Here is a 25,917-nt window from a genome sequence, read left to right as displayed (position 1 = left end):
TTCTCAAAGAACACACGCACACCCTCACCAGACACACAACCGCATGTCCCGATCCGGGGCGCTGTCTCACTACTTTGCTTGTAACGCTCACCAACCCTAGCCGGACCAACTTCGCCCCGTCAAATCCACCCGCACCACGCGTTCGCGGCCACAGCGGACCCAACCGAGCAGAAGAACCCTCGAAAGGAGTTCCTCATCGGCCCGTTTTCGGTTTTGGTGTTTCCCACGCTATCCGGCCGTTCCGCGGACTGTCAAATCCACCCTCATTCCGAGAGAGACCCGGCAGCACCGCACCCGACCAGCATATTCGTGAGTAGTCTGTGGTGTTCACCAGCCCGGAGAGCCCACGCACATCCGCCCCACGAGGAGGAGATCTGGGATCCGAACCAGCGGCCGCCCACTCTACCACCACCCGGTGGGAGCTTGGTTCGCGGCTCCAGTGCTCCGACCCCCGGTTCGTCCGGGGTCCGTTCCGCGCTGGCAGAGAGAAATTTACGCACGGGCCATCGCCGGGTCAAATCGCCTGGTCAGCGAGTTGACCATGTCGGCCCGACACGCAAAACCGCTGATCAGCGGCAGGCGTCGAACACGGTCGACGCTAGCCGAGACCCCCCGAGATCGCAGTGTGATGGCGGTCACGCGCGCCTCCGCGCTTCTCCCGCGCCCTGCTTCTCATTGCGCTGTCACGGTTTCTCGGCGCGGCCGTGACGCCCCCTCCGCTCGGTACCTTGCGAACATGCTGGAAGTCGAGGGGGTAGTCCGCCGGTTCGGTGAGAAGGCCGTGCTGGACGGAGTGAGCTTCCATGTCGAACCCGGACAGGCGGTGGTCCTGACCGGACCCAACGGAGCGGGCAAGACCACGCTGCTGCGCTGTGTCGTCGGGTCGGACAAGCCCGACGCCGGTGCCGTCCGAATCGACGGCCGCGTGGTGGACGAGAGCGACCCCGTCGTGCGCGCGGCCATGGCCGTGGCCCTCGACGACGTCGACTTCTTCCCCGACCTCGCGGTGGTCGAGCACCTGGACCTGCTGGCCAGGGCGCACGGTGTCGCCGAGCCCGAGGTCGTCGTCGACGAGGTGCTGGAGGAACTCGGTCTGGAGGGGGCCATGGCCCAGCTCCCCGTGACGTTGTCGTCCGGTCAGCGGCAGCGCCTCGCCCTCGCCTCCTGCCTGGTGCGACCGCGCCGGCTCCTGGTGCTCGACGAGCCGGAGCAGCGGCTGGACGTGGCCGGGCGTCGGTGGCTGGCCGAGCGGTTGCGGGCGGAGAAGGCCGCCGGGGTGGCCGTGTTGATGGCCTGTCACGACCCGGAGCTGGCCGGAGCGGTCGCCGACCGGCGGGTCGAGGTGGGGAGATGACCGGCACGACCGCGCCGGCCGCGCCCTCCGCGCGCGAGTTCCGCCAGTGGGTGCGCACTGCCCGGCAGGCCGCGCATCCCGCGAAGCGCTTCGTCGGGGTCCTCACCGAAGTCGTGCCCTATGTCGTCATCGTCGGCGGTCTGGTCGTGCAGTCCGTGCGGCGGCTCGTCGAACTGGCGGGCGCCGAGCCACCCGTCTCCGACGTCACCGCCGGAGCGTGGATGCTCCTGGCGGCGATGGTGCTCCTGGTGACCGCCGGCGTCCGTGCGCTTGGCGCGCTCGGGCCGGTGTCGGCCGGGCGTCCCACGCTGACCTGGATCCTGTCCACGCCGGTGGACCGGCGACGCCTTCTCGCTCCCCGGTTCTGGGCCGGCGCCGCGGGGAGCGCGGTGGTCGGCGCGGCGGCGTTCACCACGGCGGCGCTGGTCGGCCGCCTTTCGTTGATGTTGGTCACCTGGTCCGCCGCGCTGGGTGGGCTGGTCGCGGTGGCGGCGTTCGCGGCGATGGTGGTGCTGGAGGCGGGTGGCCGGGCCGAGCCGCTCTCACGTCGGATCAGCGCGGTGTTCGCCGCCGGGGCCGTGCTGCTGGCGGCGATGCCGGTGTTGTCCTCCGCGCTCGGTTGGCGGCTGGCCGCGCCGCCCGTGGAGGTGGTGCTCTTCGTGGCGGCGCCGGTGTTCCTCGTCGTCGCCGTCGTGGGTGTGGTGCTGGCGCACCGGGCGCTGGGCCGGTTGGACCGGGGTGTGCTGGGTGCGGGCGGCGACGTGGCGATGACGGCGGTGACCTCGGTCGCGTGGCTCGATCTCTCGCTTCTCACCGGGACGTTGGAGTTCCGTCGCTGGCGGCGGATGGCGACGGTGCGGCCGCGGCGTGGTCGCGGCCGTGGGTTGTGGGTGCTGCTGTGGTCGGAGGCACGCCGGGTGGGGCGGATGCCGGGAGCGGTCGCGATGTGGGCCGCGATGGCCGTGGTCCCCTATGCCGGCACGTTGGTCGTGTCCCCGGCGTGGGCGCACCCCGTGCAGATCGTGGCCGGTGGTCTCGCGGTCGCTCGGCTGACGGCCGGGCTGCGCGCCGTGAACTCCCGCCCTGGCCTGCGGCGGATGATGCCGCTCGGTGACCGGGTGTTCCGGCTCGTGCACTGTGTGGTGCCCGCGGTGGCCGCGCTGGTGTGGGCCGGCGTGACCACGCCGGCGGTGGCGTCGGCGACCGGCGCGGGATGGGCGGCGGCGTTGCTGGTCCTGGTCGCCTCCGCGGCGACGGCGCTGGCCGGCGCGGTGCGGACGGCCACGAAGCCGCCGCTGGTCTACGACGTGCCGTCGGTGAGCACGCCGTTGGGCGATCTGCCGCTGGGGTTGTTCCAGCAGTTGTTGCGTGGCCCGGACGTCGTGGTGGGGCTCGCGTTGCTCGCGCTGGCCGGCCTGCCGCCGGTCGTGCTCGCCGTTCTGGCGGTCGGCGCGGCGGTCGCGTGCGTGCTGACGAGGAGCAAGTAACGGATCGCTTCTCAAGATCGACTAGCGTCGCGTGGACGGCCCTTCGTTGGAGTACGGGGAAACCGAACTGTCCCGTCGGACGGTGCTCACGGCGCTCGGGCTCGCGGCGGGCGCGGTCGTGGTCGGCGTGCTGACCATGGCGGCGCTGCCGAAGGTTCGGGACGCGACACCCGCCAGGGCGGGGATCGTCGTGCCCGTGCGTGGGGTGGGCGCGAACGCGCCCGCCGCGCGGTCCGACGCGGACGCCGGCACCGCCGCGTCGGATGGTGAGCGAGCGGTGCCGCCCTCGACGTCCCCCGCCACACTGGCGCCCGCGCCGACCAGGGTCGACCCGCCCCGCAGGCCGCGCGGCGAGCGCGAGGCGTCCGACCGGCACCGGGAGCGGGACCACGACCGGGACCACGGCCGGCACGGCCGCGACCGGGACGACGACTGAGTCGGCGCTGGGTCGGCGCTGGGTCGGCGCTGGGTCGGCGCTGGGTCGGCTGAGCCGTCGGCGAACGGCGTCGGCGGCTCAGCCCGGGTGCGCGCCGACGGTGTCGCGGATCTGCTGGCCGAGGGTCGCGGCGCCTTCCCGAGCGCAGTGCGCGCAGCAGAAGAAGCGCCCCTCGACCTCGACGCCGTGCCCGATGATCCGGCACTTGCAGTGCTCGCACAGCGGGGCGAGCCGTTGGATGGCGCACTCGAAGGAGTCGAAGGTGTAGGTCTCCCCGGTGAGGGTGCGGACCTCGAAGGCCATCCAGTAGTCGTTGCCGCAGACGTCGCAGGTGGCCACGACGCACCTCCTCGCGTTCGTGTCCGGTCACGTGCATCGGCAGCGTGCGGGGCGCCCAGGGGACGGGCAACCGGAGGGCGTCCTCCGGGGGTCATGCGATCGGTGCGACACCCGGACCCCTGGGCGGCGGCGGGGGTGGGAGTTCGGCCGCGCGTCGCAGCGCGACCAGCCATGCCAGGCCGACGAGCGCCACCATCAGCAGGCCGACCCAGTTGAGCGTCGTGAACAGGTGGACCTGGGCCGGTGTCGGGCGTGGGACGTAGCCGAGCTGGAGCAGTTGGTACTGGTAGCTGGTGCCGGTGAGGACCATGGTGAGCAGCACGGCGATGCCGTGCATCGAGTCCCACAACGCGTGCAGGGCCGCGACACCGAGGTAGGTCCAGGTGACACCGGCGGTCACCCGCCACCGGCCGCCGCGGCTGGCCGCGAACAGCACGCCGCCGGCGATCGCCGTCCACAGCCCGTGGCCGACCGGGGCGAGCAGGCCGCGCAGGATCTCGGTCTCGACCAGGGCCCTCAGGTCGAGGCCGTGGACGGTGATCAGGGCGTTGAGGGCGTACCCGGCGCTCTCGAACGCGGCGAAGCCGAAGCCGACGGCCGCGCCGAGCACCAGCCCGTCCCGGAGGGCGCGGCGGTGCAGGCGACGCGCGACGTAGGCCAGGGCGAGGAGTTTGACCAGCTCCTCGATGAGGCCGACGCCGACGTACATCCCGGGTGAGGGCGCGAGGAGGTAGGTCTCCAGCAGCGACGCGGCGAGCACGCCGAGCACCCCGCCGACGAAGAACGCCTGCGCGACGGTCGGCAGCGTCAGCTCTCCCCCTCCGGCGTGGGCGAGAGCCCAGGTCACGTAGGTGACCGGCAGCAGGAAGCTGCCCAGCAGGACCAGGGTGGGGATGAGGTTGGTGTTCCCGGTCAGGAAGATGACCACGACCGTGAGCACCCACAACGCGAGTCCCGCGGTGAAGATGCTCAGCCACGCCCTGGGCGGGGTCGGCGCCGGGGGCGGGAATCCGCTGGGGACGGGTCCCGCTGGTCCTGCCGGGGGGATGCTCATGCGGGCCTCCGCTGCCGGTGGTCGCTGGCAGCCGGAAGCTAACGCGGTCCGGGGTGGGGCCGCGCGTCGAGACGCGCCGCGTCACACCGCGCCGTCGACCACGCGCCGGCCGCCGAGCGGGGCGTCGAGGCGCACGACGGTGGCCTTGAGCACGGCGATCTCGACGCAGGCCGTGTCGGGGCGGGCGGGGTCGTGGCCCTCGTGCACGGTGATGACGACCTCGTCGGCGCCCTGGCGCACGTCGACGTGGTCGAGGACGTGGCAGGGCTCGACGCCCGACCAGAAGCTGACCCGCAGGGCGGCCCCGTCCTCGACCGGTTCGACCCGGTGCCAGCGGGTGGGGTGGACGCCGGCCTGCCCGGGGCGCGGGTCCACGGCGCGGGGCTCGCCGGGCGGGCCCGACGGGGACGCCGAGGTGCTGACCGGCTGCCCCGGCGGGGAGGTGTCCGGCGGCGAGCCGGGGCGCTGCCCGCAGGCGGTGAGGAGCGCCAACGACAGGATCGCGGCCAACGGAATCCCCCTGGCGGCCCACGACGGGGCCCGGCGTCCGCGCCGGATACTGGAGGCGCCCTCGGACGGCCGTGCGCCCGTCCCGTCCGTGGGCGCCGGCCGGGTGCGGGCGGGTGCGGTGTCGTGGCCTGCGGTGCCGTGGCGTGCGGTGCCGTGGCCTGCGGTGCAGTGCCATCCCATGGCGGCCTCCTCGATCGTGTGTCGTCTTCACCCAGGGGACGGCGCGGGGCGGCAGGATCGTTGCGCGAGGTGGCGACGTGAACTGGACCGACGAGATCGACTCCTACTGTGAGCGCACCGGGCCGGGGCTGCTCGCGGAGCCGTGGAACGCCGTCAGCAACGTGGCGTTCCTGGTGGCGGGGTTCGCGTTGTGGCGCTCGCTGCGCCGGGTCGGGCGTCCGGTCCCGGTCAGCCTCCGGGTGTTGGCCGGCCTGGTCGTGGTCATCGGCGTCGGCAGCGGGCTGTTCCACACGGTCGCCACGGTGTGGGCTGGGCTGGCCGACGTCCTGCCGATCTCCGCCTTCATGGTCTTCTACCTGGTCTGTTACCTGCACTGGTTCTGGGGCGTGCGGTGGGGTTGGGCCTGGTGGTCGGCTCCCGCGTTCGTGTTGTTCTCGCTGATGGTGACGACGCTGGTCACGGTGGCGCTCGGTGACCAGAGGGGGTCGGCGGGCTACGTGCCCGCGCTGGCGGTGTTGGCCGGGGCGGGGGTGGCGTTGCTCAACTCCGATCCGTGGGTGCGGCGGTGCGGGTACCTGCTGGTGGGCTCGGCCGGGGTGTTCGCGGTGTCGCTGGCGCTGCGGACGCTCGACGAGCGGGTCTGCGCCGCGCTGCCGGTCGGCACGCACTTCCTGTGGCACGTGCTGAACGCGGTGGTGCTGTACGGGGTGTGCCGGGCGTTGGTCCTGCGGTGGTCCCGGCTGGACGGGGCCGCGCCGGGCAGGGGCGACGGGCCGGGTCTTCCGAAGGTCGACATCCCCCGAGGGGAGTAGTACTCCAGAGGGATGACGCGATCTCCGACCGCAGTCTGACCGGGGTGCACCCCGCTGCCCCCGGGGTTCGAACGGGGAACCGGACCCCGGGGCGATGCCGGGGCACGGCCCCACTGCCTACCTTCGTGCTGTCGTCGCGCTCCGAGTCCGTGGCGACGTCCCCGCGCCCGAGGTCCGGGCAGCTCGAAGTCTGGAAGTGGGAACACGCATGTCTGCAACGCTGTCCGACGTTGGTACGAGGACCGCCGTCGCGGCGCGTCAGCTCGTGAAGGTGTACGGCAAGGGTGAGGCCGCGGTCCGCGCCCTCGACGGGGTGAGCGTCGACTTCTCCGCCGGCCAGTTCACCGCGATCATGGGTCCGTCGGGCTCAGGCAAGTCGACGTTGATGCACTGCCTCGCCGGGCTGGACACGGTCGACGCCGGCACGGTCCACATCGGACAGATCGAGCTGACGAAGCAGTCGGACAAGGGCCTGACCAAGCTGCGGCGGGACAAGATCGGCTTCATCTTCCAGTCGTTCAACCTGCTGCCCACGCTGACCGCGGAGCAGAACATCCTGCTGGGCCTCCAGCTCGCCGGCCGCAAGCCGGACCCGGAGTGGTTCGACACCATCGTCAACGTCACCGGCCTCGGCCAGCGGCTGGGCCACAAGCCGAACCAGCTCTCCGGCGGCCAGCAGCAGCGCGTGGCCTGCGCCCGCGCGCTCGTGGCCAAGCCCGACGTGGTCTTCGCCGACGAGCCCACCGGCAACCTGGACTCCAAGTCCGGCGCCGAGGTGCTGAACTTCCTCCAGACCTCGGTCCGCCAGCTCGGCCAGACCGTGATCATGGTGACCCACGACCCGGTGGCCGCCTCCTACGCCGACCGCGTCGTGCTGCTGGCCGACGGCCGCCTCGCCGGCGAGATCCACCGGCCCACCGCCGACTCGGTGCTGGCCGCGATGAAGAACCTGGGGGCGTGACGCGGATGCTGCGCGCCACACTGGCGGGCATCCGCGCCCGCATGATGAGGCTCCTGCTGTCCTCCGTCGCGATCGTGCTCGGCGTCGCGTTCGTCAGCGGCACCCTGGTGCTGGGCGACGCGATGGACGCGGAGACCAAGGACAACTTCGCCCGCGACACGCGCAACGTCGACGTCGTGGTCAACATCGACGGCGACGTGCCCGAGGGCCAGCCGCGCATGTTCACGCCGGAACAGGTCGACGCGGTGCGGAGGGTGTCGGGCGTCGCCTCGGCCGAGGGCCGCGAGTTCGTCCTGGTGCCGATGGTGCACGGCAACGGCCGCGCCAAGCCCGCGGCCGGCGTGCCGATGGTGCGGGACACCAAGCTGCTGCCGGTCGACCTGAAGGACGGCCGTTTCCCGCAGCGCGACGACGAGGTCACCCTCGACGAGCGCACCGCGAAGAACGACAAGATCTCCGTCGGCCAGCAGGTCGAGTTCGTGGACAAGGCCGAGCAGCGGCGCAAGTTCACGGTCGTCGGCGTCTACCAGCGCGGTGTCCAGGCCAGCTCGCTGTACCTGGCCGACCAGTTCATCGCCACGTCGGCCTCGCTGCGCTCGCTCAACCCCGAGGGGGCCAAGGGCGCCTACGAGATCGTGGTCGCCGGCGCGGCGGGCGTGTCCCAGGCGGACCTGGCCAAGCGGGTCCAGGACTCCTTCGGCAAGCCGTACGTCAAGGCGACGACCGGCGAGGAGGCCACCAGGAAGGCCCTGGAGAGCTACAGCAAGCAGGCCAGCAGCCTCACCACCTTCATGCTCACCTTCGCGGTGATCGCGCTGGTGGTCGCGGCGATGGTCATCTACAACACGTTCACCATCCTGATCGCGCAGCGCACGCGTGAGCTGGCGTTGCTGCGCTGCGTGGGCGCGGACCGGGGCCAGCTCTTCGGCAGCGTCCTGCTGGAGGCCGTGGTCATGGGCCTGGTGGCCTCGGTCGTCGGCCTGGCCGGCGGCGTCGGCACCGCGGCGGCCCTCCAGCTCGGGGTGAACGCGATGACGGACAGCGACAGCGCGGTCCGGGTCCCGGTGACCGCCACGACGGTGCTCGCCGCGCTCGGCGTCGGCGTGGTCGTCACGGTGCTCTCCGCCGTGCTGCCCGCCCGCAGGGCCACCCGCGTCGCGCCGATCGCCGCCCTGCGGTCCCAGCCGGACAGCCAGGAGGAGGTCGCCAGGACCGGCAAGCTGCGGATCGCCGCGATCGCGCTCCTGACGCTGCTCGGCGGCGGCCTGATCGCCATGGGCATGAAGGCCGAGGGCGACGCCGCGATGATGATCGTGGGCGGCGGCACCATGGTGCTGCTGCTGGCGGTGGTCGCGCTCGGCCCGATGATCGTGGGCCCGATCAACCGGGTGCTCGGCGTGCTGCCCGGCGCGCTGTTCGGGGTGCCGGCGAAGCTGGCCTCGGCCAACGCGGGCCGCAACCCGAAGCGCACCGCGGCGACCACCGCGGCGCTGATGATCGGCGTCACCATCGTCTCGCTGGTCACGGTCGTGGCGACCTCGACCAAGCAGGCGGGCAACGAGGCCATCGACAAGCAGTTCCCCGTCGACTACACCGTGACCTCGGCGATGTACGACCGGCAGCTCCCCACGTCGCTGGTCGACGCGCTGCGCAGGGTCGACGGCGTGGAGAAGGTCTCCCCCGGCGCCTCGGTGCAGGTGAAGCTCGGCGAGACCTACGCGTCGGTCGACGGCGTGACCAGGGACGCGATCGGCAGCCTGGTCCGGCCGACCACCAACGAGGGCGACCTCGGGAAGCTCGGCGGCGACACCGTCGCGTTGCTGGAGAAGACCGCCAAGGCGCAGAACCTCAAGGTCGGCGACACCGTCACGGTGAGCGTGCTCGACCGCGAGGGCGGGGAGACCAGGAAGCAGCAGCTCAAGGTGGTCGCGATCTACCACGGCCGGGAGCTGCCGGAGGCGATGGTCGACCTGGGCACGGCCACCCGCATGAACCCGGCGCGCGCCGGCTACGACCAGATCATGGTCGACATGCGGGACGGGGTGGACCCGGTCGCCGGCAAGGAGGCGCTGGAGAAGGCCCTGGCCAGCGTGCCGACCGCCGAGGTCAGCAGCGCGGCCGACGTGAAGGCCGACCTCAACAAGAACATCGACACCGCGTTGGCCGTGGTGTGGGCCCTGCTCGGCCTGGCCGTGGTGATCGCCCTGTTCGGCATCGCGAACACGCTGAGCCTGTCGGTCCTGGAGCGCACCAGGGAGTCCGCGCTGCTGCGGGCGCTGGGCCTCACCAAGGGGCAGCTCCGGCTGATGCTGCTGGTCGAGTCGGTGCTCATGGCGCTGATGGGCGCGATCCTGGGCGTCGCCCTCGGCGTGGGCTTCGCGTGGGCGCTGACCTCCTCCCTCTCCGGGGCGGACATCACCCTGAACCTGGTGGTGCCGTACGGCCAGATCGGCGTGATGCTGCTGGTTGCGCTGGTGGCCGCGATGGCGGCGGCCGTGCTGCCCGCCCGCAGGGCGGCCAGGACCTCGGTGGTCTCGGCGATGGCGGCCGACTGACGACACCGGCGACCACAGGAGGGCGCGGCGGCCGTCCCCGGTTTCGGGGGCGGCCGCCGCGCCTTTCGTCGTGTTCGGTTTCCGGCTCCGTTGTCGTCGTTGTTCTCGCGTGAATTTCCGAAGAAATGGGCGGCAGGCGGGCCGCCCGTTCTGGCGCGCTTCTCCCCTTCCCGCCGGGGCCGGCGCCGGCCGCCCCGAAGGCGGGGAACTCCCTCCGATCCCTCGTCGACGGTCCCGTCTCCCGGCACGGCCGCGTCGGGCGCTGGCCGCGTCGCGCCGGTCGCGCCGACTCCTCGCGACCGCCACGACACCGGGGACGTTCCTGCTGGTCAGCGACCTCACGGCCCGAAGGTCAGTGCCCAGGCCGCCCGGCGGGGGCTGGGCGCGGGACGCTCGGCGCCGACCGCGTGCGCCCCTGGCGCGACGGCATTCCTCAGAGAAGGACCCCGAGGCCCAGATACAGACCGAGGGCGGCCCACGTGTGATGCCACAGGTCGACGTCGTACATCGTTTCTCCCGGATTCTCGGACGATGTTCGGTTGCGGGCCCGCGTCGACGACACTAATCCGCGGCGCACTCCGTGTCTTCGTCCGAGACGGGAAAGGCGATCACCATTTTTCTCACCCTGCGTGTCCTCCTGTCGCTCGGCGTCGCCGGCCCCGGGAGTGGCCCGTTCGGCTCACGGCGGCGGGCCGCCCGTCCCCACCCGGACCAGCACCCGCGCCCGCGGAGTGGACGCCAGCGCCGCCGAGCGGCGCGCAGGAGTGGGACCCATTCCTCGTTCGCGTGATGGCCGGGCCGGCGAGCCCGCACCCCCGAGTGCCCATGCCTTCACTCCAGCGAGTGGCGTCGTACCTGCCAGGAGGGTGAGCAGGCCAACCGGCTCCCAGGACACCGGCCCGTGCGCCGGGGACGCGGACCGCCGTCCGCACCCCGGCACACGGGCCGGGAGCCGCTGTCGCGCCAGGAGCCGGCCGGCACTCCACGCCACAGCCCCGGAGCGCTGCCGTCAGGACGTCTCGTCGACGCCGGCGTCCGCGTGGACGGCACGGGACCGCGCGGGAGCGCCGGGGGGAGGGCGCGCCACGGCGACGAGGCGAACCCGGCCGACGCGCTCAGCAGGGGCGGCCGAACCCGAGGGTGGGGGTCCACAGTGAAGGGCCGGAGGCGACGACCAGTCGAGGGGCCAACCGGTCCCCCGGCGCGGGCAACGCCAGCAGGGCGTGCACGACCTCGCCGAGGCCCCCGGTGAACTCCCAGACGATGCCCGGCGGGTCCTCCCCGGTCACCCGCAGCCCCGTCACGTCGGTCGGCGAACGCACCCCGATCACGTCCCGGTAGCCGCCCGGCCACTCCCGGAAGCCGTCCACCTCCACGGGCAGGCCGTCCCGGACCAGCGGCGGCAGGAACCGCCACCCGCCGTTCCGCAACGCGATGAGATGCCGCAACTCGGGAAACGCGTCGATCGCCGCCTGGTCCGTGACGTTCACCGGCACCACTCCTCGTGCTCGCTCGTCCGTGGTCGCGATCACAAACTAGGAGTGCGCGCACCCGGATGGGTAAGCCTCAGGGCCATAACGATCACAGTTCACCCATCAGAGAGCGCTGGGGCGCGTCCGCGTCACCCGAATCCCCGACCGTCTCGTGCGGACCGGCGTCACGGCCGACGCGGGGCGTGAACGCCGAACAGCGGGCCCACCGTCTCGCGGGGAGACGGCGGACCCGCTGTCGATGCGGTCCCGCGTCGGCCGTGCCGGCCAGGCGCCGGCCCGCCGAACGGGGTGCGGTGGCTCAGCCCCGGCGCACCAGGTACGGCGGGATCGTGTTGCCGCGCAACGCGTCGGCGTCGATGGACACCGGGCGGTACGCGCTCTTCTCAAGACGCTCGATCATCAGCTCGGTGGTGTCGGCCACCTCGTCGGCACGGCCGAACAGGTACGCCCACTCGTGCTCGTCGGAGCCGTAGTAGACCGTGGTGCCGAAGTTCTCCTGGAACCGGTTCCAGGAGCGGATCAGCGTGGTGTTGCGCCACATCGTCTGGCAGCCGGCCTGCGTGACGACCACGCCGCCCGGGGCCAGCACCGCCTTGCACATGCGGAGGAACTCCTCGCCGTACAGGCGGTTGTGCTGCGCCTCCTCGTCGTCCCGCTCGTCCGGCAGGTCGACCAGGACGATGTCGTACCGCACGTCGCCCTTGGCGGCGTCGAGCAGGTACTGCCAACCGTCGGTGTAGTGCACGCGGACCGGGCCCTCGCCGCGCTCCGCCCGCTCCAGCTCCTCCGGCGTGTAGCCGTAGGGCAGGTGCCGCGCGCACAGCTTGACGGCCTGCTCGTCGATGTCGACGTGGTCGACGCGGGTGGCGCCGAAGGCCACCGAGATCTGGCTGACGACTCCCTCGCTGGAGCCGACGACCAGCACGTTCTCGACCTTGTCCGCGAGCAGCAGGGCCGGGACCAGCAGCGCCTCGTGGTAGACGAGCTGACTGAACTCCGTGCTCTGTCGGTCGTCGTCGCAGAACAGCGACACGCCCTGGTCGGTCCTGGCGATCAGCACGTGCTGATAGGCGGTGTCGCCCTCGAACAGCACGTCGTGGACCTGCCAGAGCCGGAACATGCCCTTGGCGAGCGGCTCGCGCACGTAGCGGCCGCCGTCGATCTCGATCAACTCGCCCCCTCTCGGTGGCCGGTCGCGGCGGCGGGGTGGTCCGCGCCGCGGTGGATGGTCTTCGACTGCACCCTCGTGGGGCGCAGCGCCTTGGTCAGCAGCTCGACCGCGAGCTCGGGCTTGGCCCGGTCCCCGCAGGTGAACACGTCCACGAACAGCGCGCCCCGCTCCGGGTACGTGTGCACCGAGGCGTGGGACTCGCTCAGCAGGGCCAGCACCGTGACGCCCTGCGGCTCGAACTGCTTGGAGATCACGTCACACACCGTCGCACCGGCCAGGTCCAGGACCTCGGTCAGCGTGCGGCGGAGGAACGGCTCGTCGTCGAGCAGGGCCGCGTCGACCCCTTCCAGCTCGGCGAGTACGTGTTGCCCGGCGAACAGCCCGACGGTCTGCACCGCTCCCGGGTCAGCGAACATCTATCACTCCCAACCATCTCGATCACGCACGCCCTGTGCGCATGGAGGACCACCCGCCACACGGGAGGGTGGGGACCGGTGGATCACCGAGGGGGACGTCGGTGGGCGGTGCGCCGGACGCGCGGGGCGGCCACCGGGCGGCGAGGGTGGTCCCGCCGCCCGGCCGCGTCAGCCCCTGGCACCGATGCAGTGGGTCGGCAACGGGGAGAACCCGTTGAAGAACACCGAGGCGAAGCTCGCGGTGTAGGCGCCGGCGCTGAGGATGTCGAGCTGGTCGCCGGCCCGCAGGTCCAGCGGCAGCTCGTACACCGTGCGCTGGTAGAGGACGTCGTCGCCGTCGCAGGTGGGCCCGGCGAGCACGACCGGCCCGACCGGGCCGCCGTCGCGCGGCGTGACGATGCGGTAGGCGATGGCCTCGCCCTCGCACTCGGCCAACCCGTTGTAGCGGCCGGCGTCCAGGTAGACCCAGCGGTGCTCGTCGTCGTAGGACTTCCGGGAGACCAGCACGACCTCGGTGCGCAGCACGCCGGCGTCGCCCACGATGGCCCGGCCGGGCTCGGCCGCGAGTTCGGGGGCGGCGTCGCCGAAGTGGCGGGTCACGGCCTCCTGGACGGCCTTGCCGTAGACCGACAGCGACGGGGTGGCCTCCACGTAGGAGGCGGGGAAGCCGCCGCCGAGGTTGAGCAGTCTCAGGTGGACGCCGCGCCCGGCGACCGCGCGGAAGACCCAGGCGGCGTCGGCGACGCCGACCTCCCACGCGCCCGGGTCGGTCTGCTGCGAGCCGACGTGGAACGACACACCGCAGGGGTCGAGCCCGAGTTCGGCGGCCCTGACGAGCAGGTCGGCGGCCATCTCCCTGGCGCAGCCGAACTTCTTGCCGAACGGGGTCCGCGCGCCGTCGGAGTGGATCAGCAGCCGGCAGAACACCGAGGCGCCGGGCGCCTCGGCCGCGAGGTGTTCCAGGTCCTGCTCGCTGTCGAACGCGAACAGCCGCACCCCGGCGGCGTGCGCGTGCGCGATCTCGGACCGCTTCTTGATCGGGTTGCTGTAGGAGATCGACTCCGGGGTGGCGCCCTGCGCCAGGCACAGGTCGATCTCGGCGGGGCTGGCCACGTCGAAGGACGCGCCGAGGCCGACGAGCAGGCGCACGACCTCGGGGGCCGGGTTGGCCTTGACGGCGTAGAAGAGCCGGGCCTCCGGCAGGGCCTCGCTGACCTCGGCGTACCGCTCGCGCACGGTGTCGAGGTCGACGACGACGCACGGCGTCGCGGGGCGCTCGCGGTCGAGGAACTCGCGGATCCGGGCCGGCGTGCCGGCGCCCCCGTGATCCATTGGACGCTGACTGGCCGTCCGACGGCCATCCACCATCGCCAAGCCCAGTCCCTCCTCCCGCTGCCGTGTCCACCCGTGCGGCGACCGACGAGGGGTGTCGGGAGCCGGGGTCGACGAGTCGTCGTGCATGTCCGAACGGGCCGCGCCGCCGGGGACGGCCGGCGCAGCCCGCCACTCTAGGGCACGAACAGCGGGAAGGGGGACCTGAGGGATGTGACCTGGGTCAGCCAGGCACCGGGACGCCCGTCAAATCGCCGTTAATGAGATCGACGTGACGTCGGGGCGAGCCCTGGCTCCGGCCCGTGGTTGGCGCTCCCGACCTCCCCCCGAGCCGCCGGTCGAACGCCCGTCGGCGACCGCCACGGCCACGGGCATGGCCCTGCCGCCGCCTCCACGGCCCACGCCCTTCTACCGTCCACTGTGGACATGACGTGACCGGCGACCGAGTCGCCTCGTCGCCCCTTTCGCCAGTCGACTCGTCAGTCGACCAGCTCCCGGTCGGCCTCGTCGATCCGGACGTCGTTGATGCTCGCCTCGCGACGCCGCATCAGGCCGCGCTCGTCGAACTCCCACAGCTCGTTGCCGTAGCCGCGCCACCACTGACCGTCGGCGTCGTGCCACTCGTAGCGGAAGCGCACGGCGATGCGGTTCCCGGTGAACGCCCACAGCTCCTTGCGCAGCCGGTAGTCCAGCTCCCGCGCCCACTTGCGGCGCAGGAACTCCCTGATCTCCTCGCGGCCGACGAGGAACTCGTCGCGGTTCCGCCAGACCGAGTCCTCGGTGTAGGCGAGCGCGACCCGGTCGGGGTCGCGGGTGTTCCACGCGTCCTGGGCGGCCCGGACCTTGGCGCGGGCGGTGTCCTCGGTGAAGGGTGGGGCCAACGGACCCATCAGCGATCACTCTCCTCGGCGACGCGACACGCTCGACCGGAGCACAACGCCCCTGAGAACGCTGGTTCTCCCGATCATGGGGCTACCCTAGAGAACGGCCGTTCTCTTAGGAAGGGGAAGGGTGTGGACGACGAAGAGGCCAGCCAGCGGGTGCTGGACGCCGCCGAGGCGTTGTTCTACGAGCGCGGCCTACAGTCGGTCGGCATCGACGACATCCGGAGCGCCTCCGGTGTGTCGCTCAAACGGCTCTACCGCTGCTTCCACTCCAAACAGGAGCTGGTGACGGCCTACCTCGACCGCACGGACCGGCGATGGCGCGCGGCGCTGGCCGACTACGTGCGCTCGGCGGCCGACCACCCCAGAGACGCCATCCTGGCCGTGTTCGACTGGCTCGGGCTGTGGTTCGCCGAGCCCGGTTTCCGGGGCTGCGCGTTCATCAACGCCCACGGCGAGCTGGGCGAGGTCTCCCCCGCGGTCGCGGCGGCCACCCGCCGGCACAAGGAGGCGCTGCTGGCCTACCTCACCCAGCTCGCCGAGCAGGCCGTCCCCGGGGCCGGGCGCGCGCTGGCCAACCAGCTCCTGCTCGTCGTGGAGGGCTCGATCGTGACCGCCGCCGTGCACGGGGCCTCCGGCGCGGCGAGCGCGGGGCGGGCCGCGGCCGCGGCGCTGCTCGACGCGGCCGAGATGTCGCGCACAGCCCGTTTGCACCGGGACTGAACCGCTCCGGGCTCCGGCGGAGGGCCGGCCGGCACGGGAGATCATCGTGGACGGCGAGCGCCCCCGGCTCGTCCGATCCGGGGGCAGCCAGGGAAGGAGAGGCGGTCATGCCACACGAGGTGCGCGGCGTCGTCGCGCGCGGCAGGGGCGAGCCGGTCGAGGTGACCACCGTGGTGGTGCCCGACCCCGGGCCCGGCGAGGCCGTGGTCCGGGTGCTGGCCTGCGGGGTCTGCCACACGGACCTGCACTACCGGGAGGGTGGGATCGGCGACGACTACCCGTACCTGCTCGGGCACGAGGCGGCCGGCGAGGTGGTCGAGGTCGGCGAGGGGGTGACGAACGTGGCCCCCGGCGACTTCGTGGTGCTCAACTGGCGCGCGGTGTGCGGGACCTGCCGCGCCTGCCGGCGCGGGCGGCCGGCCTACTGCTTCTCGACGTTCAACGCGAGCCAGCCCATGACCCTGGCCTCGGGCCAGCCGTTGTCGCCGGCGCTGGGGATCGGCGCGTTCGCCGAGCGCACCCTTGTCCACAGTGGACAGTGCACCAAGGTGGACCGCGCGGTGGCCCCCGAGGTCGCGGGACTGCTCGGCTGCGGGGTGATGGCCGGGCTGGGCGCGGCCATCAACACCGGCGAGGTGGGCAGGGGCGACAGCGTCGCGGTGATCGGCTGCGGCGGCGTCGGGGACGCGGCGATCGCCGGCGCCCAACTGGCGGGGGCGACGCGGATCATCGGCGTGGACGTCGACCCCAGGAAGCTGGAGTGGGCCAGGGACTTCGGCGCGACCGACGTGATCGACGCCCGCGAGGGCGACGTCGTGGAGCGCGTCCGCGAGCTGACCGGCGGGTTCGGCGCGGACGTGGTGATCGACGCGGTGGGCCGGCCGGAGACGTGGCGGCAGGCGTTCTACGCCCGCGACCTGGCCGGCACGGTCGTGCTCGTCGGCGTGCCCACCCCGGAGATGCGGATCGAGCTGCCGCTGCTCGACGTCTTCTCGCGGGGCGGCGCGCTGAAGTCCTCCTGGTACGGCGACTGCCTGCCGGAGCGGGACTTCCCGACCCTGGTCGACCTGCACCTCCAGGGCCGGCTGCCGCTGGAGCGGTTCGTCTCGGAGCGGATCGCCCTCGACGGCGTCGAGGGCGCGTTCGAGCGGATGGAGCGGGGCGAGGTCCTGCGCAGCGTCGTCCTGTTCGACTGACCAGGTGACCGGAGGCCGCCGCCGCGCCCGCGCGGGTCGCGTGGGCCCGGCGGTGGTCCCGAGTCGGAGCGGTTCGTCAGAGCATTTCGAAGGACACGCCGAGCCGACCGCCGAAGCGCTCGGCCACCTGCTCCGCGCCCTGGCGGAGGAACACCTCCGGCTTCGGCCAGTCCGGCCCCAGCCCGTCGAGGTAGGCGCGGTGGTGCAGCAGCGAGCGCACACCTGCCTCGAAGCTCTCCGTGACGTCGACGGCGTGGGTGGCGTCGGGCGAGGCGATCACCGCGAGGTGCCGGACCCCATCCCACGGCTCCAGGCCCTCGTCGGCCAGCTCGCGGAACACCCAGCGGTTGGCGGCGTCGCGCACCGCGTCGATGCCGGCCTGCCCCACGGCGCGGTGGTCGGCCATGTTGAGGAACGTGCCGCCGTAGGTCTCGCGGTGGTTGACCACGAGCACCACCTCGGGGCGGTGCCGCCGGATCGCCCGCGCCACGTCCCTGCGCAGCGGCAGACCGTACTCGATCATCCCGTCGGGGTGGTCGAGGAACTCCACGACGTCCACGCCCACCTCGGCCGCGCTCGCGACCTGCTCGCGCACCCGCACCTCGGCGCACTCGTCGGGCGCCATGCCGTCGATGCCCGCCTCGCCCCGGCTGGCCAGCAGGTACACGACCTTCTTGCCCTGCGCCGTCCAGCGCGCCACGGCCGCCGCGCCGCCGTACTCCATGTCGTCGGGGTGCGCCACGACCACCAGGGCCGACGACCAGTCCTCGGGGAACTCAGCCAACTCCACTGTCACATTCTCACCAAGCGCGGAGGGGTGCGCCCGTGTTCCCGACCGGGCGACCGGTCGGCCGGAGGCGGCTCCGCCTCCGGCCGGCCGGTGGTCGCCGGGCCTACTCGCCCGCCATCCGCTCGCCGGCGGCGGGCCGCACCACGCGCTTCTCGGTGACGACGGCGGTGACCAGGTCGGCCGGCGTGACGTCGAAGGCGGGGTTGAGCGCGCCGCTGCCCTCGGGCGTCGTGCGACGCCCGGCGAAGGCGAGCACCTCGTCGCCGTCCCGCTCCTCGATCTCGATCGCCGCGCCGTCCGGCGTGTCCGGGTCGACCGTCGACTCGGGCGCGGCCACCACGAACGGGACGCCGGCGCGGGCCGCGGCCAGGGCCAGCGGGTAGGTGCCGACCTTGTTGGCCACGTCGCCGTTGGCCGCGACGCGGTCGGCCCCGACGACCACCGCGTCGACCAGGCCCCTGGCGATCAGGCCGGGGCCCGCGCCGTCGACCACCACGCGGTGGTCGACGCCCATGCGGGACAGCTCGGTCGCGGTGATCCGGGCGCCCTGGAGCAGCGGCCGGGTCTCGTCGGCGAGCACCTGGCGCACCAGGCCGTCCTCGTGCAGCGCGCGCACGATGCCCAACGCCGTGCCCCAGGCGACGCACGCGAACGCGCCGGTGTGGCAGTGCGTGTGCAGGCTCATCGGCCGGTCGCCCACCAGCTCGCGCAGCAGCGCGGCGCCCCGGCGGGCGAGCGCCTCGTTGGTGCGCACGTCCGCCTCCAGCAGCTCCAGCGCGGCGGCGAGCACCGCGTCCGGGCCGGCCTCGACGTGCGGCAGCACCTGGTTCACCGCCCAGCGCAGGTTCACCGCCGTGGGGCGGGCGGAGGCGATGCGTTCGGCGTCGGCGCGGACGCGGCGCGGCTCGTAGCCGCCCTCGGCGGCGTGCCGCGCGGCGAGCGCGACGCCGAGCGCGCCGGTCACGCCGATCAGCGGGGCGCCGCGCACCGCGAGGCGGCGGATCGCGTCCACGACGTCGTCCACTGTGGACAGTCGCAACGGGGTGATCTCGGGCAGTCTCGTCTGGTCGATGGTCAGGATGTGACCATCCACCCATTCCATGGTTCGGCCGTCCACCGTCTTCCTACCGTGTCGGTCGTGGTCGCGCCGTTCGTCGATGCCGAGCATCCGGCCGACCCCTACCCTGGCAGTGTGCCCGGCCACTCGTACGTCCACCACGGCGGCAGGGGCTGGCCCCTCCGGCCGGACCAGGCCGCCTGCGCCGGATGGCGGGTCGGCCGGCGCGACCTGGACGACTGGCTCGCCGAACGGGACGCCCCGCCGGTCGCGGCGCGCGTCCCGTTGCTCACGTACGGCTCCAACCGCAACCCGGCCAAGCTCACCTGGCTGCGCGAGCACCTCGGCCTTCCCGGCCCGGTCGTCCTGATCAGGGCGACGACCTACGACCTCGCCGCCGTGTGGGCCGCCGGGCTCAGGGCCAGGGACGGGCAGCGCCCGGCCACGCTCTGCGCCCGCCCAGGGGCGGTGGAGAGCCACGCGGTCTGGCTGGCCACGCCGGAGCAGGTGCTGGCGCTCGACCGGTGCGAGGGGCGGGGCGAGCGCTACCGGCTGGCCAGGGTGCGGACCGGGCGCGTCGTGTTGGAGGACGGCGCGACGGTCGACGCGCCCTGGGCGTACACGGCCGCCAGCCAGGTGCGGCTCCCGCTGCTCGTCGACGGCCGACCGGTCCGATGTGTCGACATTGGACAGTCGGACGCGCTGGCGCTGCGCGGCGAAGCGGGACCGGACGGGCTTGATGTGTCCGAAGTGGACGGACCACCGCGCGCCGACGAGTGGCCGGACCGGCTCTTCGTCTACGGGACCCTCCAGCCCGGCGCGGCCGGGTGGCCGCTGCTGGCTCCGTTCGTCGTCGGCCCCGGTCGGCCCGCCACGCTGCCCGGCGTCGTGCACGACACCGGGCGCGGCTACCCGGCGCTGCGGTTGGACAGCGACGACCTCGTGCCCGGCCAGGTGCTGACCCTCCGGGACCCGGCCGCGGCCCTGCCCCGGCTCGACCGCTACGAGGGCGAGGAGTTCCGCCGCGTCCGCGTCCGCCTGCCCGACGGCTCCGTCTGCTGGACCTACGTCTGGACCAACCTGGACGACCTCCATCGCATGCCCGCGCTACCCCACGGATGGCCGGTCACCTGAGGCCTTTCGAGTGTTTTCCCCGGTTTTCGGCGTACTTCGCCCCACGTCACACGTCCTGGAGGTGGGAAACCGCGCCACGGCGGGAACCCCCGGTGACTGGAGGTGGTCGCGTTGAAGCCGACCTTGACGATTCTGTTAGCAGGACTCGCACTCGCGGGGTGCGGACCCGACCGCCCACCGGCCGACACCGCGCCGCCGACGGTGACCACCACCGGCGGCGGGGGAACCACCACGGCGACCGGGGGCTCCGGTCCGACGACCGCGCCGGACGGCGGGCCGGCCCCGACCTCGCGCGCCAGCGAGGGGCGGTGCGACGCGCGCACGCTGAGCGGCGTGGTCGAGATGCAGGACTCGGGCGCGGGCAACCGCTACGCGCGACTGGTCGTGACCAACACCGGTGACCGTCCCTGCACCCTCCAGGGGTACGCGGGGATGGAGCTGCGGGGGAAGGACCGCTCGCCGCTGGCGACGAACGTGGAGCGGGCGGACAACCCGGGGCCGCAGTTCGTCCGGCTGGCGCCGGGCGGGCGGGCCGCGGCGAACCTGCGCTGGGGCGTCGTGCCCGGGGCCGGCGAGCCGGAGGACCGCCCGTGTCAGCCCGAGCCGGCCGAGATCGCGGTGATCCCGCCGGACGAGACCCAGCCCTTCACCGTGACGTGGTCCTACGGCCCGGTCTGCCAGCACGGCAGGATCTCGACCAGCGCGTTCTTCCCGCTGTAGGCCGGTCGGCCCTCACCCGTAACACCGACCGGGTGAGGGCCGATCACCCCCTCGTCCAGGACGAGGGAGGCACGCTTGCCGGTCGCGGTGGAACAGGCCCGGCAGCCCGACGGGCTGCGACGATGGTGGTGGAAGGCGCCGCTCTGGCAACGCGCCGGGGCGTCCGTGGTGGGGCTGTTCGTCGCGTTGATGATCGCGGCGGCCGGCAAGGCGCCGCCGCCGGCGTCCCCGGCGCCGAGCACGACCAGCACGGCCCCCACCACGACGACCGTCTCGTCGACGACCACGACGACCGAGACCACGACCTCGGCCCCCACCACGACGACCACCACGGCACCGCCGACCACCACGGCACCGCCGACGACCACGCCGGAGCCGACACCGGAGCCGACGGCGCAGCCGCCGGTCACCACCCCGCCGGCCCCGCCGCCGCCCCAGCCCACGCACAACCCGCCGCCGCAGCAGGACGACGACCACAGCGGCGGCACGGGACCGGTCGTGCACCCGGGGGCGTTCTGCTCCCCCGAGGGCGCCAGGGGCGTCACCTCGAAGGGCACGCCGATGGTGTGCGCGCCGGACAGCAAGGGCAAGCTGCGCTGGAAGCAGGGCTGAGGCGATGACGACGAACCACGTTCCCGACCCGACGACCGCGCGGATGCCCGTCGTGGAGACCGCGACCCAGACGCTCCCGTCGGTCCCCCGCCCGCGCGGCCTGCTCGCCGACGGCACGGTCCGCACCACCGGGTGGATCGTGATCGGCGGCCGGGTGGTCAGCTCCGCGGCGCTCGCGGGGGTGGCGGCCTGGCTACTGCTGATCACCGCCCTGCCCACCGGCACGGTGTCCCTGCTGTCCATCCCGGGCGGAGTCGCCGTCTACGGGCTGTGGAAGCTGGTCACGGCGCGGCTGCGTCCCGCCTCCCACGTCCGGCCACTCGGCCGGGTGGACCCACTCGACCTGCGGCCGGGCCAGTGGGTGCGGCTGTTCGGCCCGATCGGCCCCGTGGGCGAGGTGGTGGCGGTCGACGGAGCGCCGGGCGGACCGGTCCACGTCCGGACGGGCGGCGGGGTGTTCCAGTGGGCGCCCGGCGAGCGCGCGTACCTGGTCCAACCGCGGAACTGAACGCCTCGTCCCTTCGGGGCACAGGCCTGGCACCTCCGGTCGGCGATGATCAATGATCGTCGGCCGGAGGTGTTCCATGCCCCTCGCCCACCGCTTCGGGACGTCCCACCCTCGTAGGTTCGAAGCCCTCCTCCCCTCGGCGTGCCGATCACGCGCACACGGTTGTGCGGGCGCGTGACATGAGCGACGGGGTCGAGGAGACACGATGGCCAACCCGAGTTCGGACGACTTCCAACAGGCCGCGTCGATGCTGAGTGGCATCCGGCGACAACAGGCCGATCTCGACGCGGCGGTCACCTCGGGTGGTTTCCGCGTCACCCCCGAGGCCGCGACCAACGCGGCGAAAGCCTGCCGGGACCACAAGGACCGGCTCAACGAAGCCCTGGAGGACGCTCAGAACCTCCAGAGGACGAGCGGATTCGGCGAGTGCCGCATCGGTGAGCAACTCGCGGACAAGTTCGCGAAGAAGGCCGACGGCGGACCCACGTCCCTCATCCCCCTCCTCCGGAAGGCCCAGGACATCCTGGAGAACATGGCCCGCACCTTCGAGGCCGCCGGACGGGCCTACCACCAAGCGGACGACGACAACCGCCGGGCGTTCTCCAGGGGCGACGAATGAGCCAGGCCACGGCCCGAACCACCCGCACCGCGCTGACCGCCGTCTCCGTTCTCGCCCTCGTGGGGTGTGGAGGCGCGGTCGGCGGCACTCCCACCACTCCCGATCGGTCCACTGACGGCGCCCGGGCCGAGGAGGAGATCACCAAGGTCAATCCCTGTGCGCTCCTGCCCGCCGGCAAGGCGGAGCCCTTCGGTCTCAGGCAACCCGCGCGCGCCGAACCCGAGGAGCGACTGAAGGGAATGGGCTGCCGCTACCCGGGAGATCCCTTCACCGTCTGGCTGGTCAGGAACGACAACCTCGCCCTGGACGACTTCAGGAAGATCCGGCACACCTACGACCGGTTCGAGGAGAACCGGGTCAACGGACGAACCGGCGCGCTGGTCGTCGTCGGTGGTGGCGCGGGCAACGGCGTGTGCGCACAACAGTTCAGCTACGGGAAGGGCACCATTGCCGTGGAGTTGACCTATCACCACGGGAAGTTCGCGGGGAAGGACCCCTGCGCCGACGCGATGGCCGTCGCCCAGACCGTGGAGTCCCAACTCCCCCGATAGCGAGCCGACAGACGTTCCGGCTGCCACTGGTCGAAGTCGGCCTGGTCCAAGACCTCGGCGAGTGCCGCATCGGTGAGCAACTCGCGGACAAGTTCGCGAAGAAGGTCGACGGCGGACCCCCGTCCCTCATCCCCCTGCTCCGGAAGGCCCAGGACATCCTGGAGAACATGGCCAGGACCTTCGAGGCGGCCGGCCGGGCGTACCAGCAGGCTGACGAGGACGGGCGCCGCGGATTCCCAGGAGACGTCCGATGAGTCACCTCCACACCCGCTCCGTGGTCCCCTGCCTTCTCACGGCGGCCGCTCTCCTCCTCACCGGTTGTGGTGGCGCGGTCGGTGGAACACCCACCACCCCAGGAGCGTCCTCAAACCCCGCGGGTGGACACGAGGACATCAGCGAGGTCAACCCGTGCGACCTCCTCCCGCCGGAGAAGGCCACGTCCTTCGGCCTCGGTCAGCCGAACGCGAAGGAACCCGAGAAGGTCCTGAACGGAGTCGGTTGCCAGTACCGGGGCGATCCCTTCGTCGTCTTGGTCTCCAAGAACGAGGACATCGACCTCGACCGCCTCCGGGGCAACAGGGACAAGTACGCGGAGTTCGAGGACAACAAGGTCAACGGGCGCCCTGGAGCACGGATCGTTGTGAGGGGCGGATCGGGGCACGGGCTGTGCACTCAGGCTTTCGCCTATGGCCGGGGAAGCATCGACGTGGAGTTGACCTACCACCACGGGAAGTTCGCGGGGAAGGACCCCTGCGCCGACGCGATGGCCGTCGCCCAGGCCGTGGAGTCCCAACTCCCCCGATAGCGCGCCGACAGACGTTCCGGCTGCCGCTCGTCGAAGTCGGCCTGGTCGAGGGTCTGCGCGTCGGTTCGGCGCGAGCCACCGGACAGGGGACGGTCAGCGGGTGAGGCGGACGGGGAGGCGGCGGGTGCGGACGGCGCGGCGGAGCTGCGCGGCGATCTCGGCGAACTCGACCGACCGGCCGGCGCTCTCCCGGTGCACGAGGCCGATCCGCCGGCCGGGCGCGGGAGCGCCGAAGTGGGCGACGGACAACCCGGCGCGCCGGGTCTCGACGGGGACGGCGGTCTCGGGCAGCAGCGTCACGCCCATCCCGGCGGCGACGAGCTGCACGAGGGTCCCGAGGCTGGCCGCCCTCGTGGCGGTCTCGACCCTGCCGCCCACCTCCCGGCAGACGTCCAGCGCCTGGTCCCGGAGGCAGTGCCCCTCCTCCAGCAGGAGGACCTCCAACTCGCGGAGCACCGAGCGGGCGACGCCGGCCGAGCCGGCGATGCCGTGGCCCCTCGGCACGACGAGCACGAAGTCCTCGGAGTAGAGCGGGATCTCGACCAGCCCGCGCCCGCCGGCGGGCAGCGCGAGGATGGCGGCGTCCAACCGCCCGGTGGCCAGGCCCTCCAGCAGCCGGGCGGTGCGTTCCTCGTGCACCTCGGGTTCGAGGCCGGGGAAGGCGCTGCGCAGGCCGTGCAGCGCGACCGGCAGCAGGTAGGGCGCGACGGTCGGGATGATGCCCAGCCGGAGCGGGCCGACGAACGGCCGCCCCACCGCCTCGGCCTCGTCGACCAGGGCGTCCACCGCGTCCAGGACGGCCCGGACGCGAGGCACGAGGCGCTCCCCCGCCGTGGTCAGCATCACGCGGCGTGTGGTGCGTTCCACAAGCCGCGTGCCGAGGGCCTCCTCGCAGCCGGCGACGGCGGCCGAGAGCGTGGGCTGGCTGACGCCGAGCGCGCTGGCCGCGGCCCTGAAATGCAGGAACTCCGCCACGGCGAGGAAGGCGCGGAGTTGACTGAGGCTTGGTCCGGACGGATTGATCCGCACGTCCGATCAGTCTAGTTGGCGCTTCCGATTTCTCCTATCAATCGGTTCCTGCTGCCATGGGGTGGACGTCGTCGACAACCCACCTGGAGGCATGGTGCTGACCGTCGGCCAGCAGTTCCCCGAGTACGCGCTGACCGCGTGTGTGTCGCTGGACGCGGACAACGCGTTCCAGACCATCGACCACAAGTCCCACCAGGGCAAGTGGCGGGTCGTCTTCTTCTGGCCCAAGGACTTCACCTTCATCTGCCCGACCGAGATCGCCACCTTCGGCCGGCTCAACGGCGAGTTCGCCGACCGGGACGCCCAGGTCCTCGGCGTCTCCGTCGACTCGGAGTTCGTCCACTACGCGTGGCGCAAGAACCACCCCGACCTGCGCGACCTGCCGTTCCCGATGCTCAGCGACATCAAGCGCGAGCTGTCCACCGCCTGCGGCGTGCTGGGCGAGGACGGCGTGGCGCAGCGGGCCACCTTCATCGTGGACCAGGACAACGTGATCCAGTTCGCGATGGTCACCGCCGGCTCCGTCGGCCGCAACGTCGAGGAGGTCCTGCGGGTGCTCGACGCCCTCCAGACCGACGAGCTGTGCCCGTGCAACTGGAACAAGGGCCAGGACACCCTGGACGTCGCCAAGCTGATGGTGGAGGCCTGATGTCGCTGGAGGCGCTCAAGCAGGCGCTGCCGGCCTACGCCAAGGACACCAAGCTCAACCTGGGCTCGGTGATCGGCACCTCCACGCTGCCCAAGCAGCAGCTCTGGGGCACGGTGCTCGCGGTGGCCGTCGCCTCCCGCAACGCCACGGTGCTGCGGGAGCTGGCGGAGGAGGCCGCCGAGCACCTGTCGCCGGAGGCCACGGAGGCCGCCAAGGCCGCCGCCTCGATCATGGCGATGAACAACATCTACTACCGGGCCAAGCACCTGGTTGGCGACCCGGAGTACAACAACCTCCCCGCCCGCCTGCGCATGCAGGTGATCGGCAACCCCGGCGTGGAGAAGGTCGACTTCGAGCTGTGGAGCCTGGCGGTCTCGGCCATCACCGGCTGCGGCGTCTGCCTGGAGTCGCACGAGAAGACGCTGCGGGACGCCGGCGTGCCCCGGGAGACCGTGCACGAGGCCCTGCGGATCGCGGCCGTGGTGCACGCCGCCGCGGTCACCCTGGACGGCGAGCAGGCGCTGAACGCCTGATCCCTGA

28 protein-coding genes are annotated in these 25,917 nt (G+C 72.7%); 16 read left to right on the top strand and 12 right to left on the bottom strand.

Translation table 11 applies throughout. The features are described 5' to 3' along the window. Nucleotides 1-736: 736 nt before the first annotated feature. The 3 genes from LX15_RS29045 to LX15_RS29035 are packed head-to-tail and all read left to right on the top strand — an operon-like array spanning nucleotide 737 to nucleotide 3,277. Entirely contained in the window at nucleotides 737-1,354 is a 618-nt protein-coding gene (locus LX15_RS29045; protein ID WP_253673859.1) for an ABC transporter ATP-binding protein, read from the top strand. Further along, entirely contained in the window at nucleotides 1,351-2,841 is a 1,491-nt protein-coding gene (locus LX15_RS29040) for a DUF6297 family protein (RefSeq protein WP_253673857.1), read from the top strand. Before LX15_RS29045 ends, LX15_RS29040 begins: the two co-directional genes overlap by 4 nt. 31 nt (nucleotides 2,842-2,872) lie before the next feature. Next, the gene (locus LX15_RS29035; RefSeq protein WP_253673855.1) at nucleotides 2,873-3,277 is read left to right on the top strand and encodes a hypothetical protein; all 405 of its coding nucleotides are present in this window, start codon (nucleotides 2,873-2,875) and stop codon (nucleotides 3,275-3,277) included. 78 nt (nucleotides 3,278-3,355) lie between these two features. On the opposite strand, the gene LX15_RS29030 is transcribed toward LX15_RS29035, so the two are convergent. The 3 genes from LX15_RS29030 to LX15_RS29020 all read right to left on the bottom strand — a co-directional run bounded on the left by LX15_RS29030 (nucleotide 3,356) and on the right by LX15_RS29020 (nucleotide 5,180). Further along, nucleotides 3,356-3,616: a metallothionein gene (locus LX15_RS29030; protein ID WP_253673853.1), complete on the bottom strand. Its 261-nt coding sequence runs from the start codon at nucleotides 3,614-3,616 to the stop codon at nucleotides 3,356-3,358. A 91-nt stretch (nucleotides 3,617-3,707) separates the two neighbouring features. Then, a complete protein-coding gene (locus LX15_RS29025) occupies nucleotides 3,708-4,670 on the bottom strand; it encodes a PrsW family glutamic-type intramembrane protease (RefSeq protein WP_253673851.1) in 963 nt (320 codons plus the stop codon). 81 nt (nucleotides 4,671-4,751) lie between these two features. Further along, the gene (locus LX15_RS29020) at nucleotides 4,752-5,180 is read right to left on the bottom strand and encodes a hypothetical protein (protein WP_253673849.1); all 429 of its coding nucleotides are present in this window, start codon (nucleotides 5,178-5,180) and stop codon (nucleotides 4,752-4,754) included. A 257-nt stretch (nucleotides 5,181-5,437) separates the two neighbouring features. Between LX15_RS29020 and LX15_RS29015 the strand changes: the two genes are divergently transcribed. From LX15_RS29015 to LX15_RS29005, 3 genes are all read left to right on the top strand, one after another. Beyond that, nucleotides 5,438-6,172: a ceramidase domain-containing protein gene (locus LX15_RS29015; protein WP_253673847.1), complete on the top strand. Its 735-nt coding sequence runs from the start codon at nucleotides 5,438-5,440 to the stop codon at nucleotides 6,170-6,172. Nucleotides 6,173-6,380: 208 nt separating this feature from the next. After that, nucleotides 6,381-7,133 (top strand): ABC transporter ATP-binding protein, encoded by a 753-nt coding sequence (locus LX15_RS29010; RefSeq protein WP_253673845.1) that lies wholly within the window; start codon nucleotides 6,381-6,383, stop codon nucleotides 7,131-7,133. Between the two features lie 5 nt (nucleotides 7,134-7,138). Then, nucleotides 7,139-9,688 (top strand): ABC transporter permease, encoded by a 2,550-nt coding sequence (locus tag LX15_RS29005; RefSeq protein WP_253673863.1) that lies wholly within the window; start codon nucleotides 7,139-7,141, stop codon nucleotides 9,686-9,688. A 1,115-nt stretch (nucleotides 9,689-10,803) separates the two neighbouring features. On the opposite strand, the gene LX15_RS29000 is transcribed toward LX15_RS29005, so the two are convergent. The 5 genes from LX15_RS29000 to LX15_RS28980 form a co-directional block, all read right to left on the bottom strand. Next, the gene (locus tag LX15_RS29000) at nucleotides 10,804-11,178 is read right to left on the bottom strand and encodes a hypothetical protein (RefSeq protein ID WP_253673843.1); all 375 of its coding nucleotides are present in this window, start codon (nucleotides 11,176-11,178) and stop codon (nucleotides 10,804-10,806) included. Between the two features lie 301 nt (nucleotides 11,179-11,479). Then, entirely contained in the window at nucleotides 11,480-12,301 is an 822-nt protein-coding gene (locus LX15_RS28995) for a spermidine synthase (RefSeq protein ID WP_253673861.1), read from the bottom strand. Between the two features lie 47 nt (nucleotides 12,302-12,348). Further along, on the bottom strand, nucleotides 12,349-12,768 hold the full coding sequence (gene speD, locus LX15_RS28990) for an adenosylmethionine decarboxylase (RefSeq protein ID WP_253673841.1): 420 nt from the start codon (nucleotides 12,766-12,768) through the stop codon (nucleotides 12,349-12,351). 168 nt (nucleotides 12,769-12,936) lie between these two features. Beyond that, entirely contained in the window at nucleotides 12,937-14,100 is a 1,164-nt protein-coding gene (locus tag LX15_RS28985; RefSeq protein WP_253673839.1) for a type III PLP-dependent enzyme, read from the bottom strand. A gap of 479 nt (nucleotides 14,101-14,579) precedes the next feature. Next, nucleotides 14,580-14,990, bottom strand: a complete 411-nt coding sequence (locus LX15_RS28980) for a nuclear transport factor 2 family protein (protein ID WP_253673830.1) — start codon at nucleotides 14,988-14,990, stop codon at nucleotides 14,580-14,582. 123 nt (nucleotides 14,991-15,113) lie between these two features. Here LX15_RS28980 and LX15_RS28975 point away from each other — a divergent pair, with 123 nt between their 5' ends. After that, nucleotides 15,114-15,707, top strand: coding sequence for a TetR/AcrR family transcriptional regulator (locus LX15_RS28975; RefSeq protein WP_253673828.1), 594 nt, complete (start codon nucleotides 15,114-15,116; stop codon nucleotides 15,705-15,707). Nucleotides 15,708-15,814: 107 nt separating this feature from the next. Continuing rightward, nucleotides 15,815-16,903 carry an S-(hydroxymethyl)mycothiol dehydrogenase gene (locus LX15_RS28970; RefSeq protein ID WP_253673825.1) on the top strand — a complete coding sequence of 363 codons (1,089 nt, stop codon included), beginning with the start codon at nucleotides 15,815-15,817 and terminating at the stop codon, nucleotides 16,901-16,903. Nucleotides 16,904-16,979: 76 nt separating this feature from the next. Here LX15_RS28970 and LX15_RS28965 read toward each other — a convergent pair whose 3' ends face one another. Beyond that, nucleotides 16,980-17,693 carry a PIG-L deacetylase family protein gene (locus LX15_RS28965; RefSeq protein ID WP_253673817.1) on the bottom strand — a complete coding sequence of 238 codons (714 nt, stop codon included), beginning with the start codon at nucleotides 17,691-17,693 and terminating at the stop codon, nucleotides 16,980-16,982. A 103-nt stretch (nucleotides 17,694-17,796) separates the two neighbouring features. Further along, the gene (gene mtnA, locus LX15_RS28960; protein ID WP_253673815.1) at nucleotides 17,797-18,795 is read right to left on the bottom strand and encodes an S-methyl-5-thioribose-1-phosphate isomerase; all 999 of its coding nucleotides are present in this window, start codon (nucleotides 18,793-18,795) and stop codon (nucleotides 17,797-17,799) included. Between the two features lie 36 nt (nucleotides 18,796-18,831). Here mtnA and LX15_RS33335 point away from each other — a divergent pair, with 36 nt between their 5' ends. Both LX15_RS33335 and LX15_RS28950 read left to right on the top strand, forming a co-directional pair. Continuing rightward, nucleotides 18,832-19,884: a gamma-glutamylcyclotransferase gene (locus LX15_RS33335; RefSeq protein ID WP_253673813.1), complete on the top strand. Its 1,053-nt coding sequence runs from the start codon at nucleotides 18,832-18,834 to the stop codon at nucleotides 19,882-19,884. 111 nt (nucleotides 19,885-19,995) lie between these two features. Continuing rightward, on the top strand, nucleotides 19,996-20,604 hold the full coding sequence (locus tag LX15_RS28950) for a DUF4232 domain-containing protein (protein WP_253673808.1): 609 nt from the start codon (nucleotides 19,996-19,998) through the stop codon (nucleotides 20,602-20,604). Here LX15_RS28950 and LX15_RS28945 read toward each other — a convergent pair. Further along, entirely contained in the window at nucleotides 20,547-21,092 is a 546-nt protein-coding gene (locus LX15_RS28945; protein ID WP_253673806.1) for a hypothetical protein, read from the bottom strand. The genes LX15_RS28950 and LX15_RS28945 overlap by 58 nt on opposite strands. Before the next feature lie 128 nt (nucleotides 21,093-21,220). Between LX15_RS28945 and LX15_RS28940 the strand changes: the two genes are divergently transcribed. The 4 genes from LX15_RS28940 (at nucleotide 21,221) to LX15_RS28925 (ending at nucleotide 23,699) form a co-directional block, all read left to right on the top strand. Continuing rightward, complete coding sequence (locus tag LX15_RS28940; RefSeq protein ID WP_253673804.1) at nucleotides 21,221-21,724, top strand: hypothetical protein; 504 nt, start codon at nucleotides 21,221-21,223, stop codon at nucleotides 21,722-21,724. A gap of 205 nt (nucleotides 21,725-21,929) precedes the next feature. Next, nucleotides 21,930-22,343 carry a hypothetical protein gene (locus LX15_RS28935; protein WP_253673802.1) on the top strand — a complete coding sequence of 138 codons (414 nt, stop codon included), beginning with the start codon at nucleotides 21,930-21,932 and terminating at the stop codon, nucleotides 22,341-22,343. Further along, nucleotides 22,340-22,894, top strand: coding sequence for a DUF3558 family protein (locus tag LX15_RS28930; RefSeq protein WP_253673800.1), 555 nt, complete (start codon nucleotides 22,340-22,342; stop codon nucleotides 22,892-22,894). The genes LX15_RS28935 and LX15_RS28930 overlap by 4 nt, the downstream gene beginning before the upstream one ends. A gap of 250 nt (nucleotides 22,895-23,144) precedes the next feature. Continuing rightward, complete coding sequence (locus LX15_RS28925) at nucleotides 23,145-23,699, top strand: DUF3558 domain-containing protein (protein WP_253673798.1); 555 nt, start codon at nucleotides 23,145-23,147, stop codon at nucleotides 23,697-23,699. 93 nt (nucleotides 23,700-23,792) lie between these two features. On the opposite strand, the gene LX15_RS28920 is transcribed toward LX15_RS28925, so the two are convergent. Then, the gene (locus LX15_RS28920) at nucleotides 23,793-24,728 is read right to left on the bottom strand and encodes a LysR substrate-binding domain-containing protein (protein ID WP_253673796.1); all 936 of its coding nucleotides are present in this window, start codon (nucleotides 24,726-24,728) and stop codon (nucleotides 23,793-23,795) included. 91 nt (nucleotides 24,729-24,819) lie between these two features. Between LX15_RS28920 and LX15_RS28915 the strand changes: the two genes are divergently transcribed. After that, nucleotides 24,820-25,377, top strand: a complete 558-nt coding sequence (locus LX15_RS28915) for a peroxiredoxin (protein WP_253673794.1) — start codon at nucleotides 24,820-24,822, stop codon at nucleotides 25,375-25,377. Further along, nucleotides 25,377-25,910: an alkylhydroperoxidase, AhpD family gene (gene ahpD / locus LX15_RS28910; protein WP_253673792.1), complete on the top strand. Its 534-nt coding sequence runs from the start codon at nucleotides 25,377-25,379 to the stop codon at nucleotides 25,908-25,910. The genes LX15_RS28915 and ahpD overlap by 1 nt, the downstream gene beginning before the upstream one ends. Nucleotides 25,911-25,917: the final 7 nt, after the last annotated feature.

It is taken from the genome of Streptoalloteichus tenebrarius, from assembly GCF_024171885.1.
In the GTDB taxonomy this organism is placed as follows: Bacteria; Actinomycetota; Actinomycetes; order Mycobacteriales; family Pseudonocardiaceae; genus Streptoalloteichus; species Streptoalloteichus tenebrarius.
The sequence above is the reverse complement of the archived record's forward strand: the minus strand, read 5'-3'. Positions and strand labels throughout refer to the sequence as shown.